Below are 15,497 nucleotides of genomic sequence, written 5' to 3'. Positions count from 1 at the left end.
TTTGGATCAATGCCGGGACGAACAGAGCCACCCATGATTTGTCCAGGTTTGTTGAGAACGGCTCTTGTGTCTCCTGTCGGGCTGCCGCGCATCCCGACAGCATCCAGTCCGATCTTCGCGTATAATTAGACATGGGCGAGCTTTTCACGAACCGGACCTACGGCGGAGGGCTCCATGATCGTCAGTGATGAGCGTTCGCATGTTTCAAGTGAGCGGAAGGGACATGGGGTCTATGAGCCGGACATCCTCCCGCGGCTTCAGTCGCTGCTCGCATTCCTCGCCGACATCGATGTCGCCCACGCGAGCAATCTGCTGGTGATCGAGAGCAGGCCGATGGACGATGCCCGCAAGGATCAATTGATCGCTGATCTTTGGCAAACCCATTGCAAGCGGCGCGCGCCGTACGTCCAGGAAATCGAGGCGCTCCGAGAGCGAATGGAAGCTGCCTTCCGTCGAGGCATGCCATGAAGGCCATGGTCCTCCACACGGCGCGCACACCTCTGATTCTGGAGGAGCGCCCGCTGCCGTCGCCCGGTGCAGGCGAGATCCGCGTCGCGGTAGAAGCCTGCGCGGTGTGCCGGACCGATCTGCATGTGGTCGATGGCGACCTGCCGCATCCCAAGCTTCCCGTCACCCCCGGCCATGAGATCGTCGGACGGGTGGAGGCGCTCGGTTCCGGAGTCCGCAATCACACGCTGGGGGAACGCGTCGGCATTCCCTGGCTCGGCCATACCTGCGGCCATTGTCGCTACTGCCTCTCGGGACATGAGAACCTATGCGATGAGCCGTTATTCACCGGCTATACCAGGGACGGCGGCTTTGCCTCGCACGTGATTGCCGATGCGGCCTATGCTTTCAGCCTGCCGCAGGACGATGATCCCGTCGCACTGTCTCCGCTCCTCTGCGCCGGATTGATCGGTTGGCGTTCGCTGGTGGCCGCAGGCTCCGGTGAGAGGATCGGCATCTTCGGCTTTGGTGCCGCGGCTCACATCATCACCCAGGTCTGCACTTGGCAGAGACGACATGTCTTTGCCTTTACGCGCTCGGGCGATATCGCTGCTCAGGATTTTGCCCGCTCGCTCGGCGCTGTCTGGGCCGGTGGCTCGAATGAGGCACCACCAGAAATTCTCGATGCAGCGATCATCTTCGCGCCCGTGGGCGATCTTGTGCCCTTGGCGCTCGGTGCCGTGCGAAAGGGCGGACGCGTCGTCTGCGGCGGCATCCACATGAGCGACATTCCTCGGTTCCCCTATCGGCTTCTCTGGGAGGAGCGGCAGGTTGTGTCCGTTGCCAACCTGACCCGTCAGGATGCCTTGGATTTCCTGGCCATTGTCCCCGAGGCCCGGATCAGAACGCAGACAGTGCGCTATCCGCTGGAGGCCGCCAACGACGCCTTGAACGATCTGCGGTCAGGACGGCTCCAAGGAGCCGCGGTCCTGGTTCCCCAAGCACGACAGGAACAGAAGTTGTTGCATCGAGAAATCGAACCACAGGTTCAGAGGGAGGAAACCATGCTCCAGAACATTCGCAGCATCCTGATCGGGATCACGGAGGAAGGCGAAGCCGAGGAACACTCGGCTGCCCTGCCCTATGGCTTGTCGCTGGCCCGCCAGGCCGACGCCCATGTCACCGTCCAGGCGGCCTCGCTGAAACTGACCGTGACGCATGCCTTCATCAGCGCCTTCGCCGAAGGGCTCGTGGCCGCCGAGAACCGCCGGTTGGACGTTCTTGCTCGCGCGGTCGCCGACTCGTCCCAACGCGCCGCGGCGGCATCGGGCCTCGCCTGCACCGCGCAGGCGCCGCAGCTTGCCTATCCGGCCCTCGTCAAGAACCTCGCTTCCCTCGCCCGCACCCATGATCTCACGATCCTGGACTCGGAGCCGGTTTCCCTCGCTGTCGATCGGGGACTGATCGAGGCCGTACTCATGGACAGCGGCCGGCCTCTCCTCGTCGTGCCGCAGGGCCGGGAGACTTTCGCGGGCGACCGGATCGCCGTGGCCTGGGATGGCAGCGCCAAGGCGGCGCGCGCGCTCAATGACGCCCTGCCGTTCCTGCGGGCCGCCAATCAGGTCGAGCTGGTCAGCGTTACGGGCGAGAAGGACCTGGCGCACACGGTGCCCGGTGCTGAGATCGCGCCGCATCTCGCCCGCCATGGCGTCACGGTGAATGTCCTGGCGCTGCCGGCCATGAATGGCGACGTGGCCGAGACCTTGCGCAACCATGCCCACCTGACGCGGGCCGACATGATCGTGATGGGCGCCTATGTCCACTCGCACCTGCGCGAAATGGTCCTCGGCGGTACGACCCAGTCAATGCTCAAGAACGCGCCGGTGCCCCTGTTCCTCTCCTACTGATCGGAAGAGGCACGGCACTCGGGCACGAGCGTCACGGAAGGAGGCCCGCATGTTCAGGAACATTCTAATTGCCACGGACGGCTCAGCCCTTGCGGCTCGGGCTGTCGAACACGGAACCAAACTGGCGAAGGCTCTCGGGGCGACAGTCCTGCTGCTGACCGTGACTGAGCGCTTCCACCTCTTTGCGATAGAGTCCGATCAGCTTGAGGAAACGCCGGCTTCGTTCCGGGAGCACATGCAAAGGCAGGCTGATCGCGCCCTTGCGGAAGCTTCGGAGATCGCGCACACCCTCGGTATCGAAGCTCGGACTCTTCACATGGAAGACGATGCACCCTACCGAGCGATCATCCGCACGGCGGAAAACCAATCCTGTGACGTCATCGTCATGGCATCGCATGGGCGCGGCGGTGTCTCAGCGCTGCTTTTGGGTAGCGAGACCATGAAAGTGCTCGCACACTCGAAGATCCCCGTCTTGGTTGTGCGGTAGGAAGACGGGCTCTAGTCTTGGATAAAATTCAGATACGCGAGCAGGTCGTTGATCTGAGCCGGATCGAGCTGGAACTGAGGCATGGACGGATGGCCCGTCGTGATCCCTTCCGCGAAGGCCTCCGCGAGGTCCTCAATGGGATAGCGCGTGTGCAGGGTCCGGAAGGGTGGCGCCTCGGGAATGGGGCTTTCGCCGACACGACTGATGGCGTGACACGGGGAGCAGTTCGTCTGCGCGAACGTGAACCCGCGCTGTGCCCGCCCGGATTGAGCGACGGCGGTTGTCGAAGCGCATGCGAAGACAAGGCAGAGGAGCGTGAGCGGCCTCATCATCGATGCCCTCCTGCGGCGCTGGGCTCCGCCCGTGTCACCGCAACGACCAGGAACGTATACGGCTTCCCGTCCTCGTCCTCGATGGTGACGTATTCGCCCTCGGCAAAACGATGCTGATGCAGGTGATAGCCCGCCTCCTCGTCACCGGGCCGATCCTGGTTGTAGTCGATCATCCAGATCGCACCCCCAGCCCCGCCCGGCCGATGGACCAGAACGCCCTGACGCTTGCCCTCTTCGGCCCAGAAGCGGCGGACCCGGCAGTGATCCCGCTTCGCACCCCATTCGTCCTGATCAAGATGCCCTTCCGCGTCGAGCGGCGCGGTGATCTCGTAGCCGTATCGCGAACTTCCTTCCGGAAACTGCTTGCTGCGAGCCAGATGGAGCGTGATGTGCTGGAGCATGGGGTCCTCCCATTCACGGCGCGCCTCGAAAAGGGCACGCCATTGTGTCAAAGCTTAGGGAAAACTCGCTCCGGCACCTTGATCCCGATCAACCAGGAACTGAACGCGAATCGGAAATCCGAGCCGAGGTATGCCCTGCTGCTCCTTGAGGCCGCGCTTCGGCCTGTTGGGCGGGTTGACGGCGGGGGCCATCAGTCAGTCGATGAGGTTGGCTCCCAGGGCACCTACGCCATAAGCCACGCCCGCCGCCAGCGCTCCCACGAGCAGCATCTCCAGCCCCGACACGATCCAGCCGCGTCCGGTGAAGAAGGCGCGGCTGGCCCCGACCGCGAACAGCGCCACGAAGGCCAGTGCCGTTGCCGCCGCGAACCGCTCTCCCTCGAACCAGGGCAGCAGGTAGGCGAGAAGCGGAACGAGGCCTGCGACGACGAAGCCGAGAAAAGTCGCGAGGCCATGGCCGGTCGCCGCGGCCAGCGTCGGGATCGCGCCATTGTTCACGTCCGAGCGGCGTGACAGGACGTTGCTGGCGCCCATGGAGAAGCCGTCCGCCACGAGGTTGGCAAACCCGAGGATGAGGATGACCGTGAACGACAGCGCTGCTCCGGTCACGCCGGACACCACTGCCAGGGTCGTGATGATCCCGTCATTGGCGCCGTAGATGAGGTCGGGAAGGTACTTGCCGACCAGGAGATACAATGCACCGTGGGGGGCCGGGCGGGCGGCTTGCGGGGGATCTTTGCCGGACATGACCGATCCGAGGAGGTTCGAGGGTGGATGACTGACGTTCAGGGGCGGAATCCCTCCAAGGCGTCCCGACAGGCGGCGACCATGATCGCCTGCGCGATCACGTCCACAAGCCAAACCGCCCACGCCTGCCGCACCAGCGTCCCGACTCCGGCGAGAAGGGAGAGGAGGCCCGTTCCGATGTCGGACCAGGGCAGAAAGAATGTCCCGCCGCCGGGCGTGGGATGGCCCTGGACGATGGCGATGCGCGTCATCTCGTGGTCCGTTTCCCGTTGTGCGGCGCCCATATTGCCCGGAGCCACTTGGCCAACCCGAACCATCCGCCGGCCAGGACCGCGATGATCAGGGCTGTCGCCAACAACCACAGGTCTAGAGGCGAGAGACGGAGGATGGCGGCCAGCGGTGGAACGTAAATGACCGAGGCGATGATGACGGCGGCCCCGGCCCCGATCCCCCAGAAGGCAAACCTCCTGCTGTCGAAGAAGGAGGTTCCTGGCTCCGCTGCATCGGCGAAGGCGAGGACGAGGTTGCCGAACACCAGGGCGACAAACGCCGAAGCCCGCGCCTGCGCCTCCGGAAGGCCCGAATTCAAAGCCCACACATAAAGCCCGAGGACGGCCCCGAGAACGACCGCCCCCTGGACGATCCCGAGCACGATCTGGGAGGTGCCGACGAGCGGCTCGTCGGCCGAGCGAGGGGGCTTCTTCATCGCATGCCGCTCGCTAGGCTCCCCTTCGAAGACGAGGGAGCAGACCGGATCGATCACCAGTTCCAGCAGGATCACGTGCATCGGGTACAGGATCGGCGGCAGGCCCATGACGAGGGGCAGCAGGGCTAATCCGGCGATGGGAACATGGATCGCCGTGACGTAGGTGAGCGCCTTGCGCAGGTTCGCGAAGATGCGCCGCCCGAGCCGCACGCCGCCGATGATCGAGACGAACCGGTCGTCGAGCAGCACGAGGTCCGCCGCCTCCCGCGCGACATCCGTGCCGCGCTGGCCCATGGCGATGCCGATATGGGCGGCTTCGAGCGCCGGCGCGTCGTTGACGCCGTCCCCGGTCATGGCAACGACCTCACCATTGGCCTTCAGCGCCTCGACCAGCGCAAGCTTCTGCTCCGGCATGATGCGGGCAAAGACCCGGATCCGCCGCAACTGCTCGCGCAAGGTCCCCGGATCGAATTCGGCCATTTCCTTGCCGGTGAGCACGCCGGCGCTCGTGTCGATGCCGGCCTGGCGGGCGATCTCCACGGCGGTGGCGGGATAATCGCCGGTGATCATCGCAACGGTGATCCCGGCCCGCTTCGCCTCGGCGACGGCCTGAGGAACATCGGGCCGCACCGGATCCTCAAACCCGATCAGGCCCTCGAACCGGAACCCCAGATCCTCGGGAGCCGCCGCGCGGTCCGTGTCATCGCGAGCCGATGCCACGCCCAGCACCCGCAAGCCGCGGCTCGCCAGCCCCGCGACTGCGGTGTCCATCGCGGCACGTTCGTCATCGCTCATGCGGCAGAGACGGAAAATAGCCTCCGGCGCTCCTTTTGCGGCATACAGGATACCGCCCATAGGATCCGGCCAAACCTGGATGAACGCCAGCAGCCCGGGACGGAGCGGATAGGTCCGCAGCGGGGTCGCTTCCCCGACCGACTCGGGCAGCAGCCACTCACCTGATGCGTGAACGGCGCGGTCCATCGGATCGACAGGGCGAAGGGCCGAGGCCGATGCGGCCACATGAAGCGTCTGCGCGAACGCCCCTGGCAGCCTACCACCGTCACCGAGATCCTGAATTCTGCCGCCCCGCCAAATCGTGGTGAGAGCCATCCGGTTCTCGGTCAGCGTGCCGGTCTTGTCGACGCAGAGGAAGGTAGCCGCACCGAGGGTCTCGATCACCGCGGCGCGGCGCACCAGCACCCTGTGCCGGGCGAGGCGGAAGGCCCCGAGCGCCATGAAGATCGCCAGCACCATCGGGAACTCTTCCGGCAGCAGTGCAATGGCCAGCGTGAGGCCAGACAGCGCGCCGCCGATCCAGTCACTCCGCAGCATGCCGTACGCCACGGCGACGACCGCGCAGAATACGAGCGCGAGGATCCCGAGTTTGGCGATGAGCGCGCCGGTCGTCCGTTGCAGCAGCGTCGGCTCATCCTCGATGGCAGCCAGGGAGACGCCGATGCGTCCCAGCCGGGTCCTCGCGCCGGTGCGTGTAACGTGAAGGACGCCCTGTCCCCGAACGTTCATGGTTCCGGCAAACAGGAACGGCGTGTCGTCTCCTCCCGGCTCGGGATCGCCAGCGTCGTCCTGATCGACCGCGGCCATACACTTGGACACCGGGGCAGACTCGCCGGTGAGTGCGGACTCGTCGACCGTCAGCGCGTCGCCTCCGATCAAGAGACCATCGGCCGGCAGGCGCTCCCCCTCGCCGACAAGGACGAGATCGCCCGGCACGAGATCGCGCACCGGGATACGCCGCTCGGTCCCGCCGCGGATCACCCGGGCGAAGGGCTCGGCCAGCTCGCGCAGAGCCGCCAGGGCCCGCTCGCTCCTGGCCTCTTGCAGCACCACCAGGCCAATCGTCACGACGGCGCCGGCCGTCATGAACAGGCCTTCCCCGATGTCGCCGAGCACCAGGTAGAGTCCCGCCGCGGCAAGCAGGAGCAGGAACATCGGCTCGCGCAGGATCCCGCGGACGATGTCGATCAGGCCACCGGAGCGCTTCCCCGCGACGGCATTGGGCCCATGCTGCGCGAGGCGACGCTGCGCCTCGGCCTCGTCGAGACCGATCAGGCTTGCAGGCATGCCGACCGCAACGCCTGTCTCATTGTCGTTCGATGCCGCCTGTGCCTGCACGAGCATGTCTGCCCTCGGTTGGCAGGATCTGCCTCAATGGGCCATGAGGATCGGGCTTTCCGAGGCGGTGAGCATGTCCCGCGTCGCGCCGCCGAACACCTGCTCTCTCAGGCGGGTGTGGCCGTAGGCTCCCATGACGACGAGATCTGCGGAGATGCGGCGCGCCTCCTCGAGGAGGACGTCGGCGATGGGACGATCCTGGCTCTCGGCGGTGACGAGTTCCGCCACCACATCATGGTGGGCGAGATGCGCCTTCACCTCCAGCCCGGGCTTCATATCCGGCAGAGGATCCACGACCAGGACGACCGTTCGGGCTGCCGGCTCGATGAACTCCAGCCCTTCGCGCAGGGCGCGGGCCGCCTCGCGGCTGCCGTTCCAAGCGACCAACACGGTCTGGATCGGCCCCTGCCGGTGGCGACCGGGCGGCACGAGCAGCAAGGCGCGCCCGCTGCCGAAGAGCACCGCCTCCACCAGATCCGGCCAAACCGCTATCTTGGCCTCACCATAGGGCCGCGTGGCGATGAAGAGATCGGCACAGCGGGCCTGTTCCACCACCTTTCCGGTCAACGCACCGAACGTCTCGTCGAACCGGCGCAGCTCGCTCGGAACCTGTAGGCTGGCCAATCGCTCCATCAGCCGCTTGGCCGTGACATCACCGTCTTTGAGAGCCTGGTCCTGGAGCTCGGTCAGAACCTGCATCGCAGCCGCGCCGCCATCCATGGGCATGGCGACCGTGAGATCAGGAAGCTGGTTGGTGAAGAGCCCGATCAGATAGGCCCGCCCGGCCGACGCGAGGGCCTGCCCATACCCCAATCGGATCTCGTCTTCGGGACTTCCATCGAGATGCACCATGATGTCCTTGATCATCGCTCTCTCCCTTGACCTGACCCGGCGAGAAGAGAAGTCGCCAAGCCATCAATCTCGACCATTTCTAGCGACGAGATCGGGCTGAGGCTTTGATCCAGCGCAACGCTCAGCGCGAACGCGCAACAATCATGGCGTGATCGCCACCTTCAGCACGCCGTCGCGCTGGTGGGCGAACAGATCGTACGCCTCCTCGATCTGGTCGAGCTTGAAGCGATGCGTCACCAGGGGACGCGTGTCGACGCGTCCTGAAGCGATCACCTCCATCAGCCGCCGCATGCGCTCCTTGCCGCCCGGGCAGAGTGTTGTCCGGATGGTGTGGTCGCCCAGGCCTGCCAGGAAACCGTCGAGCGGGATCGTGAGATTGCCCGAATAGACGCCGAGCGACGACAGGGTGCCGCCGGGCCGGAGCACGCGCAGCGAGGCCTCGAAGGTATCCTGTCGGCCGAGTGCCTCGATGGAAACGTCGACGCCTCGTCCATCAGTTAGGTGCCTGATCTCCTCGACCGGATCAGCCTTCGTAAAATCAATCACGTGGTCCGCGCCCATCCGGCGCGCCATCTCCATGCGCTCGGGCACGCTCTCGACCGCGATGATCGTGGTCGCGCCCATCAGTCGCGCGCCGGCCGTGGCGCACAGGCCGATGGGACCTTGTGCGAACACCGCCACCGTGTCGCCGATGCGGATGCGGCCACTCTCCGCCCCGGAGAAGCCGGTCGACATGATGTCCGGACACATCAGCACCTGTTCGTCGGTCAGTCCGTCCGGCACGGAGGCAAGGTTCGCCATGGCATCGGGCACCCGCACATATTCGGCCTGGCAGCCATCGATGGTGTTGCCGAACTTCCAGCCGCCCAGCGGCTTCCAGCCGTGCCTGGTGCCGGCCCCGTCCTGGGAATGGCAGCCGCACAGGCAGGCCTCGCTGTGCCCGCTCGGCGTGATCGCGCCGGCAATCACCCGCTGACCCTCGCGGTAGCCCTGCACGGCCGAGCCGAGCTTCTCGATCACGCCGACGGGCTCGTGCCCGATGGTCAGTCCCCGGGCCACCGGATACTCGCCCTTGAGGATGTGCACGTCCGTGCCGCAGATCGTGGTGGTGGTGATGCGGACGAGCGCATCGAGCGGACCGACATCCGAGATCGGCTTCTCATCGAGGGCAATGCGCCCGGGCTCGACGAAGACGGCAACTTTCATCCTGGACATGGCCATCCCTCAAGACTGATCTCGGTTCATCATTCCGCGCGGCAGCGCCACGGGCGCCATCCTCGGCCTGATGTGGCTTTGGACTGGAATGGCTGATCACTGACCTTGCTTCACGGATACAGGGTCCCGATCACGCTGGTCGATCCTCAGCCGGATCTTGTGTCGTCCGATCGCGGCGATGTGCCAGTTGCCTGCTGCTCCCCGCTTCCGCCAGTGGCGCCCTGACCCGTCGCGCCCCGTCCTTGAACCTGGATGCGCCGGGAGCGCTCCTGCCGTTCCGTCTTCGGTACGGTCACGGTCAGGACCCCGTTCTCGAAGCTGGCCCGGATCTGCTCGGACTCGACGGCGTAGGGCAGTCGCAGCGAGCGCTGGAACGTGCCGTAGGAGCGCTCGACGAAGTGGAAATTCTCCTTGTCGTCCTTGCGCTCGAACCTCTTCTCGCCCCGGATCGTGAGCACGTCGTCATCGAGGCTCACGTCGATGTCCTGCTCGGTCACGCCGGGCAGTTCCGCCGTGATGCGGATTTCGCTGTCGGTCTCCGACACGTTCATGCTGGCATTGACGAAGGCGCCGACATCGCCCTGGCCGCCGGTCGAGGCGGGCAGGCCAGTGCCGCGAAAGACATCATCGAACAGGCGGTTCATCTCGCGATGAAGCGAGAGGAAGGGATCGCTACTGGCCAGCAGACCAAAGCCGGAGCGGGAGGGTGTCAGGGGATTGCGTGCCATTGTGCGTTCCTCCTCGTTCGTTGCGGGATCCGGGCGGTGCGTTCGTCCCGCCGCGGAAGGATGCTACGACTCGACAACTCGGGACGGGCGGTGTGGAGGCGGGCTGTCGTAACCTGACGAGGCATGGGACCTCGCGGCACCGGAACCAGCCTGCGCACCGGCGCGTTCAGGCCGCGAAGGACTGACCGCGTTGCTGCATCCAGAGCTGGTTCAACAGGGCGACGTAGGGCTGACGCCTCTCAAGGTGGGCGGCCCTGAGTCTTTCCCTGATGTATTGCTTGAGCTCCTTGGTGCTGGCGCTTCTCTCGATTTTCTCCAACTCGACTTGATGCTCGAAATCGATGTTGCCAAGCGTCCGCGCGACCTCTTTCATCATCAGGTCAAGGCTGGACGAGTACATCCGGTACTGATGGCTGGCGCAATTGGACATGTTCCCCTCCATGATTGTTCGTCATCATTTGGAGTCACGTTTATCCAAGAAGTTTACGGCGTCTCAGGACAGTACCTTTGATGGGGAGCAAAGAGAAACTCCGTATTTTTACGGAGAGACCGCATGATGCTCCGCTGATCGGGAGCACGAGTCCCACCGCCCCCAAGGGGATGGGCTTCACGATCCTGACCGACGCATCACGCGAGCGGTTCCGGCGCACTGTTCCTTTGCCGGACATCCGGCGTCGACCCGAGTTCCGTCACCAGGGACGAGGAGCCAGGCCTTTCGACCGGACACCAACGACCACTAGGAACTGCCCGGATGAGACGGGCAACATGCCAGCCTCATGGCCCAGACCGCGATCTTGCTCCATGGGCTGAACTCAAGCACCGATCGGAGCCTCCTGCTGAACGACGCGCTCGCGCCCGATGCGGGCGCCTCGCTGACGCATGTCCCTGAGCTGCACGTACATCATGGCCGTCATGAGGGCATCGTTGAAGGCGTCGTGTTGCCCGAGGCTTGGAATGCCCAGGTCCGCCAGGATCGACTGGAACCGGAGATCAAGCACCGTCCCGGGTGGGGCACCGCCGTACTTGAGGGCGTAATAGATCTCCGACACTTCGATGCGGCGATTGGGAAGCTTCGCCTCGATGTACCGGAGAACATGCTTGTCGAGCATGCGGACATCGAAATCCACGTAGTAGCCGACGATGGGACGCCCGCCGATGAAGCGGAGCAACTCGGGGAGAACCTCGTGCACAGGCCGGCCTTCTGCCACATCACGCGCCCGGAGCTGGTGCACCTTGATAGAGGCGGAGGTCGGAAGCCTGTCGGCCTTGATGATCGCCTTGTAGGCCTCGCTCGTCATGATGCGGTTGCCGTGGATCACGATGGCCGCGACGGCAATCACCTCGTCGATCCGCGGGTTGAGCCCGGTTGTCTCGCAATCCAGAACCAGGACCTCGTCCGCCGGTCCGGGCTCGAACAGGAATCGGTAGGCATGGTCCGCCAGCGTCGCGCGATAGAAGAGATTGCGCAGCCAGCGCCGCATTCAGAATGCCCCGAGATTGTAGCGGCTACGGATCAACTCGCGGAACTGGCGAACCACCCGGAGGGCATCCCGCAGGATGTCCCGCTCCACGGTGGTAATCCCATCCAGGCGCAGCATGGCCTCCGACCCAAGTTCCCCCTTGTGCAGCGCAAGGAGCTGGGATCGGAGCCGAAACTCCATGAAGACTTGCAGGGCGCTGGTCAGTTCCCGTCCGAACGTTGGCTCCAGGGAACCTGCCCTGACGAGGGCCTCGATCCGGGCTGCCGTCGGCGTCTCGAGGATGCCCTTGTCGATCGCGAGCGTGCGCACGCCATGTACGATCGGAAACGTTCCGGCCTTCTTGATGTTGATCTCGTCTGGACCGGCGCCGACGGTTGCCATGATGGTGCTGAGAACGCCCAGGTTGGGGGTCGCGAAGGTCTCGATCAGGGACGCGAACCGCGCCAGGAGAGCGGCCTCGCCGCGCATGAGTGCGAACAGTGCCTCCTTTGCTCGGGTGAGGATGTCCGCCGGGCCCGCCACGGCCTCGGCATCGAGGAAGATGGCGATATTCATCAAAGCCTCGGCATCACCGCGGAGAACCCACGCCTTGAGTTGGCGGATGAAGTCGTCCAGGGACTGCGACCAGACCGGATTGCGAACCATGACATTCCCGGGACAAGGGGGAAACCCGAACCGGTCCAGCGCCCCCGAAAATGCCTCCCGGAAGCGGGCGAGATCCGACACCGGAACATCCCTGTCCAGAAGGATGGCATTGTCCTGGTCGGTTCGGACGGTCTGTTCGCCGCGCCCTTCTGATCCCATCAGCAACAGGCAGCCGGCCTCACGGATCGTCGGGGGAGCTGACATCTCGAAAACGCGCTTGAACAGCCGCCGGTTCAGGTCGGACGTCATCTCGGCGATCACGTCGACCTTCACCCCCTGCCGGTGAAGGCGCTCGACCTGCGCCTCGATGTCCTGGGCGGCAGCGGCCAGATCATCGATGCTCCGGGCGCGGTCAATCCGCCCCGGGATCAGTTGGGAATTGCCCGCGAACAGGCCGAGGATATCGATGTCCTCCAGGAATCCCACATAGTCATCGTTTGAGCGGATCGCGAGGCGCCGCTTGTCGTGCTTCGTCATCAGCAGCAGCGCCTCGAACACGAAGTCGTCGAGATCGACCGAGACGACATCGAAGTGGCAGGCCTCCCGCACCGGGGCCTCGAGCGGACGCCGAAGCAGAACGACTGCTTTCGACAGGTTCATGCCGGTCACGACGCCGATGCGTTGACCATCCCGCACGAAGAGGGCATTGATGTCGTTGTCTCTCATGCAATGGCCGGCCTGCTCGATGCTGATCCCTCCGTCGACGTATACGGCGGCACGGTACCGGACGTCGCGCACCCGCGCGCGCAGGACGCTGTCCATGCCCTCTGCTTTCCGTTGCCGGGCAAACGCGTCGAGCTTGCGGGATACGTCGGCATAAAAGAACGCCGCAAAGGCGGCGTTGCGGTGGATCAGGTCGAGAACGACGCGGCGCGGGATGAGATGACAGAGCGTCTCTTCGGCCGCCACGAAATTCTCGCCCGCGGCTCCGTGCACCAGGGCGCGGGAGTCGAAGCTGTCCTTCGGCCCGAGCACGGTCTGGACCGTGCCGCCGTCTCGGACCTCCACGGATCCCTTGATAATGACATGCAGCCAATCAGAGGAGCCTCCGTGACCCACGATCACCTCTTCGGGGCTGAAATATCCGATATCGAGCCCAGCCCTCAGTTCTTCGATCTCCAGATGTGTCAGGCGGTCGAAGGGCGGGTTGGTAGTGTCAAAGCCCTGCATGGGTCCATTCCGCCTCGGTGACGAGCTGTCGCCTTCCGGCGCACCGGGAGGCGACATTTACTGTGCAGATCAATGGACGTGAGCCGCCGCAGCTCCAATGCCGGTTTCCGATCGGATGTACTGGGCGTCGAATGCGGCGACCTCAGCCTTGGCACGCTGGCTCGCGTCGAACCTGGAGAAGGCCCAGATCCCGAGGAAGGCGATCGGCATCGAGAAGATGGCCGGGTTGTCATAGGGGAAGAGTTCCCGTGCAAAGCCAAAAGTTTGCACCCAGACGGCCTTGCTCAGCACCACCATGATGACCGCGCTGACGAGGCCGAGCAGGCCACCGATCAGGGCACCCCGGGTCGTCGTGCCCTTCCAGAGCACCGACATAAGCAGAACCGGGAAGTTGCAGCTCGCCGCAACCGCAAAGGCCAAGCCGACCATAAAGGCCACGTTCTGGTTCTCGAAAATGTAGCCCAGGATGATCGCCACAACACCGATCCCGATGGCCGAGATCTTCGAGATGTTGACCTCCTTCTGCTCGGATAGCTTGCCGCGTGCGATGACCTCCGCATAGAGGTCATGGCTTACGGCCGACGCGCCCGCGAGAGTAAGGCCGGCGACCACGGCGAGGATCGTCGCGAAGGCGACCGCCGAGATGAAGCCGAGAAAGAGCGAGCCACCCGTTGCGGTTGCGAGATGGACCGCGGCCATGTTGGTCCCGCCGATGATGTCCTTGACCTTGTCATAGGCTCCACCCGCGCCGAGCTTGAAGAAGCTCGGGTCGTTCATCAGGAACGTGATCGCGCCGAACCCGATGATGAAGGTCAGAATGTAGAAATAGGCAATGAAGCCGGTGGCGTAGAAGACCGACTTGCGGGCCGCCTGGGCATCCGACACCGTGAAGAACCGCATCAGGATGTGAGGCAGTCCGGCAGTCCCGAACATCAGCGCGAGCCCGAGCGAAATGGCCGAGATCGGATCAGCCACGAGGGCGCCAGGCGCCATGATGGCGTCACCCTTCGGGTGAGTCTTCACGGCCTCGGCGAACATGGCTTCGGGACTGAAGCCGAACCGCCACAGGACGATCAGGGACATCAGGGTGGCTCCGGCCAGGAGGAGGCACGCCTTGATGATCTGAACCCAGGTCGTGGCCTTCATGCCGCCGAACGCCACATACACGATCATCAGCACGCCGACGATCACGACCGCGTACAGATAGTTCAGGCCGAAGAGCAGCTCGATGAGCTTGCCGGCACCGACCATCTGCGCGATGAGATAGAAGGCGACGACGACAAGCGTCCCGACTGCGGAGAGAATGCGGATCTGCGTCTGGTCGAGGCGGAATGACGCCACGTCCGAGAACGTGAACTTTCCAAGGTTCCTCAGACGCTCTGCGATCAGGAAGAGGACGATCGGCCATCCGACCAGGAACCCGATGGAGTAAATCAGACCGTCGAAGCCGCTGGCGAAGACAAGGCCGGAGATGCCCAGGAAGGATGCCGCTGACATGTAGTCGCCTGCAATGGCCAAGCCGTTCTGGAAGCCGGTGATGCCACCTCCCGCGGCATAGAAGTCGGCAGCCGACTTGGTCTGGGCCGCGGCCCGATAGGTGATCCCGAGCGTACCGAGCACGAAGACCAGGAACATGATGATGGCCGTCCAGTTCAGCGGCTGCCTTTGCACGGCGCCGAGATCCGGTCCTGCGGCCAACACGCCAGAGAAACTGGCGTCGAGTGCGATAAGGATTGCGGTCGCAAGAATGATCAGCCGGGACATCACATGATCTCCCTCGTGAGGTGACGGGTCAGTTCGTCAAAGCGGCTGTTGGCGCGTTGGACGTAGATGCCGGTCAGAACGAATGCGGAGAGGATGACGCCCAGTCCGAGGATGATCCCCAACGAGGTCACGCCGTCGCCGACTTTTGTGGCGAGGAGGGGCTTGGCGAAGGCCACGAGGAGGATGAAACCGAAGTAGATGACGAGCATCACGATGGAGAGGGTCCAGGCGAACCTCGTCCGCTGGCGGACGAGTTCCTGAAACTGTGGGCTACGAAGGACTTGGTTGTAGTCTTGTGCGGCCATGGCGAGAGCCCTCCAAACGCGATCAATGAGTTCTGTTCTGGCGGTTGGTGATGAGATCGTCGACGACGGCGGGGTCGGCCAGCGTCGAGGTGTCGCCGAGCGAGCCGAACTCGTCCTCGGCGATCTTGCGCAGGATGCGGCGCATGATCTTGCCGGAGCGGGTCTTGGGCAGGCTCG

16 protein-coding genes and 1 pseudogene are annotated in these 15,497 nt (G+C 64.4%); 4 read left to right on the top strand and 13 right to left on the bottom strand.

Annotation, left to right across the window (positions count from 1 at the left end; genetic code table 11):
• The first annotated feature begins 174 nt into the window (after positions 1-174).
• From ACS5Q1_RS25085 to ACS5Q1_RS25070, 4 genes and pseudogenes are all read left to right on the top strand, one after another.
• Positions 175-468, top strand: coding sequence for a hypothetical protein (locus ACS5Q1_RS25085; RefSeq protein ID WP_473100726.1), 294 nt, complete (start codon positions 175-177; stop codon positions 466-468).
• Positions 465-1,445: pseudogene (locus tag ACS5Q1_RS25080) on the top strand (zinc-dependent alcohol dehydrogenase family protein); the annotation flags it as partial. The gene ACS5Q1_RS25085 and the pseudogene ACS5Q1_RS25080, both read left to right, overlap by 4 nt.
• 66 nt (positions 1,446-1,511) lie before the next feature.
• Complete coding sequence (locus ACS5Q1_RS25075; RefSeq protein WP_473100763.1) at positions 1,512-2,354, top strand: universal stress protein; 843 nt, start codon at positions 1,512-1,514, stop codon at positions 2,352-2,354.
• 49 nt (positions 2,355-2,403) lie between these two features.
• The gene (locus tag ACS5Q1_RS25070; protein WP_473100725.1) at positions 2,404-2,841 is read left to right on the top strand and encodes a universal stress protein; all 438 of its coding nucleotides are present in this window, start codon (positions 2,404-2,406) and stop codon (positions 2,839-2,841) included.
• A gap of 11 nt (positions 2,842-2,852) precedes the next feature.
• Here the strand turns inward: ACS5Q1_RS25070 and ACS5Q1_RS25065 are convergent, their stop codons facing one another.
• The 13 genes from ACS5Q1_RS25065 to ACS5Q1_RS25005 all read right to left on the bottom strand — a co-directional run bounded on the left by ACS5Q1_RS25065 (position 2,853) and on the right by ACS5Q1_RS25005 (position 15,320).
• Positions 2,853-3,170: a c-type cytochrome gene (locus ACS5Q1_RS25065; RefSeq protein WP_473100762.1), complete on the bottom strand. Its 318-nt coding sequence runs from the start codon at positions 3,168-3,170 to the stop codon at positions 2,853-2,855.
• On the bottom strand, positions 3,170-3,574 hold the full coding sequence (locus ACS5Q1_RS25060; protein WP_473100724.1) for a hypothetical protein: 405 nt from the start codon (positions 3,572-3,574) through the stop codon (positions 3,170-3,172). The genes ACS5Q1_RS25065 and ACS5Q1_RS25060 overlap by 1 nt, the downstream gene beginning before the upstream one ends.
• Before the next feature lie 195 nt (positions 3,575-3,769).
• Positions 3,770-4,321, bottom strand: coding sequence for a VIT1/CCC1 transporter family protein (locus tag ACS5Q1_RS25055; RefSeq protein WP_473100723.1), 552 nt, complete (start codon positions 4,319-4,321; stop codon positions 3,770-3,772).
• Positions 4,322-4,359: 38 nt separating this feature from the next.
• A complete protein-coding gene (locus ACS5Q1_RS25050) occupies positions 4,360-4,572 on the bottom strand; it encodes a hypothetical protein (protein ID WP_473100722.1) in 213 nt (70 codons plus the stop codon).
• Positions 4,569-7,166, bottom strand: coding sequence for a cation-translocating P-type ATPase (locus ACS5Q1_RS25045; RefSeq protein ID WP_473100721.1), 2,598 nt, complete (start codon positions 7,164-7,166; stop codon positions 4,569-4,571). Before ACS5Q1_RS25045 ends, ACS5Q1_RS25050 begins: the two co-directional genes overlap by 4 nt.
• A 27-nt stretch (positions 7,167-7,193) precedes the next feature.
• Entirely contained in the window at positions 7,194-8,027 is an 834-nt protein-coding gene (locus tag ACS5Q1_RS25040; protein WP_473100720.1) for a universal stress protein, read from the bottom strand.
• A 126-nt stretch (positions 8,028-8,153) separates the two neighbouring features.
• The gene (locus ACS5Q1_RS25035; RefSeq protein ID WP_473100719.1) at positions 8,154-9,227 is read right to left on the bottom strand and encodes an NAD(P)-dependent alcohol dehydrogenase; all 1,074 of its coding nucleotides are present in this window, start codon (positions 9,225-9,227) and stop codon (positions 8,154-8,156) included.
• A 146-nt stretch (positions 9,228-9,373) separates the two neighbouring features.
• Entirely contained in the window at positions 9,374-9,955 is a 582-nt protein-coding gene (locus tag ACS5Q1_RS25030; protein WP_473100718.1) for an Hsp20/alpha crystallin family protein, read from the bottom strand.
• A 166-nt stretch (positions 9,956-10,121) separates the two neighbouring features.
• Positions 10,122-10,385: a hypothetical protein gene (locus ACS5Q1_RS25025; RefSeq protein WP_203447879.1), complete on the bottom strand. Its 264-nt coding sequence runs from the start codon at positions 10,383-10,385 to the stop codon at positions 10,122-10,124.
• Between the two features lie 382 nt (positions 10,386-10,767).
• A complete protein-coding gene (locus tag ACS5Q1_RS25020) occupies positions 10,768-11,436 on the bottom strand; it encodes a 3'-5' exonuclease (protein ID WP_473100717.1) in 669 nt (222 codons plus the stop codon).
• Entirely contained in the window at positions 11,437-13,251 is a 1,815-nt protein-coding gene (locus ACS5Q1_RS25015) for a DUF294 nucleotidyltransferase-like domain-containing protein (protein WP_473100716.1), read from the bottom strand.
• Positions 13,252-13,320: 69 nt separating this feature from the next.
• Positions 13,321-15,015, bottom strand: a complete 1,695-nt coding sequence (locus ACS5Q1_RS25010) for a cation acetate symporter (RefSeq protein WP_473100715.1) — start codon at positions 15,013-15,015, stop codon at positions 13,321-13,323.
• Entirely contained in the window at positions 15,015-15,320 is a 306-nt protein-coding gene (locus ACS5Q1_RS25005) for a DUF485 domain-containing protein (RefSeq protein ID WP_473100714.1), read from the bottom strand. Before ACS5Q1_RS25005 ends, ACS5Q1_RS25010 begins: the two co-directional genes overlap by 1 nt.
• Positions 15,321-15,497 lie beyond the last annotated feature (177 nt).

It is taken from the genome of Microvirga sp. GN3 (assembly GCF_055792825.1).
This window is presented reverse-complemented; position numbering and strand designations above follow the sequence as displayed.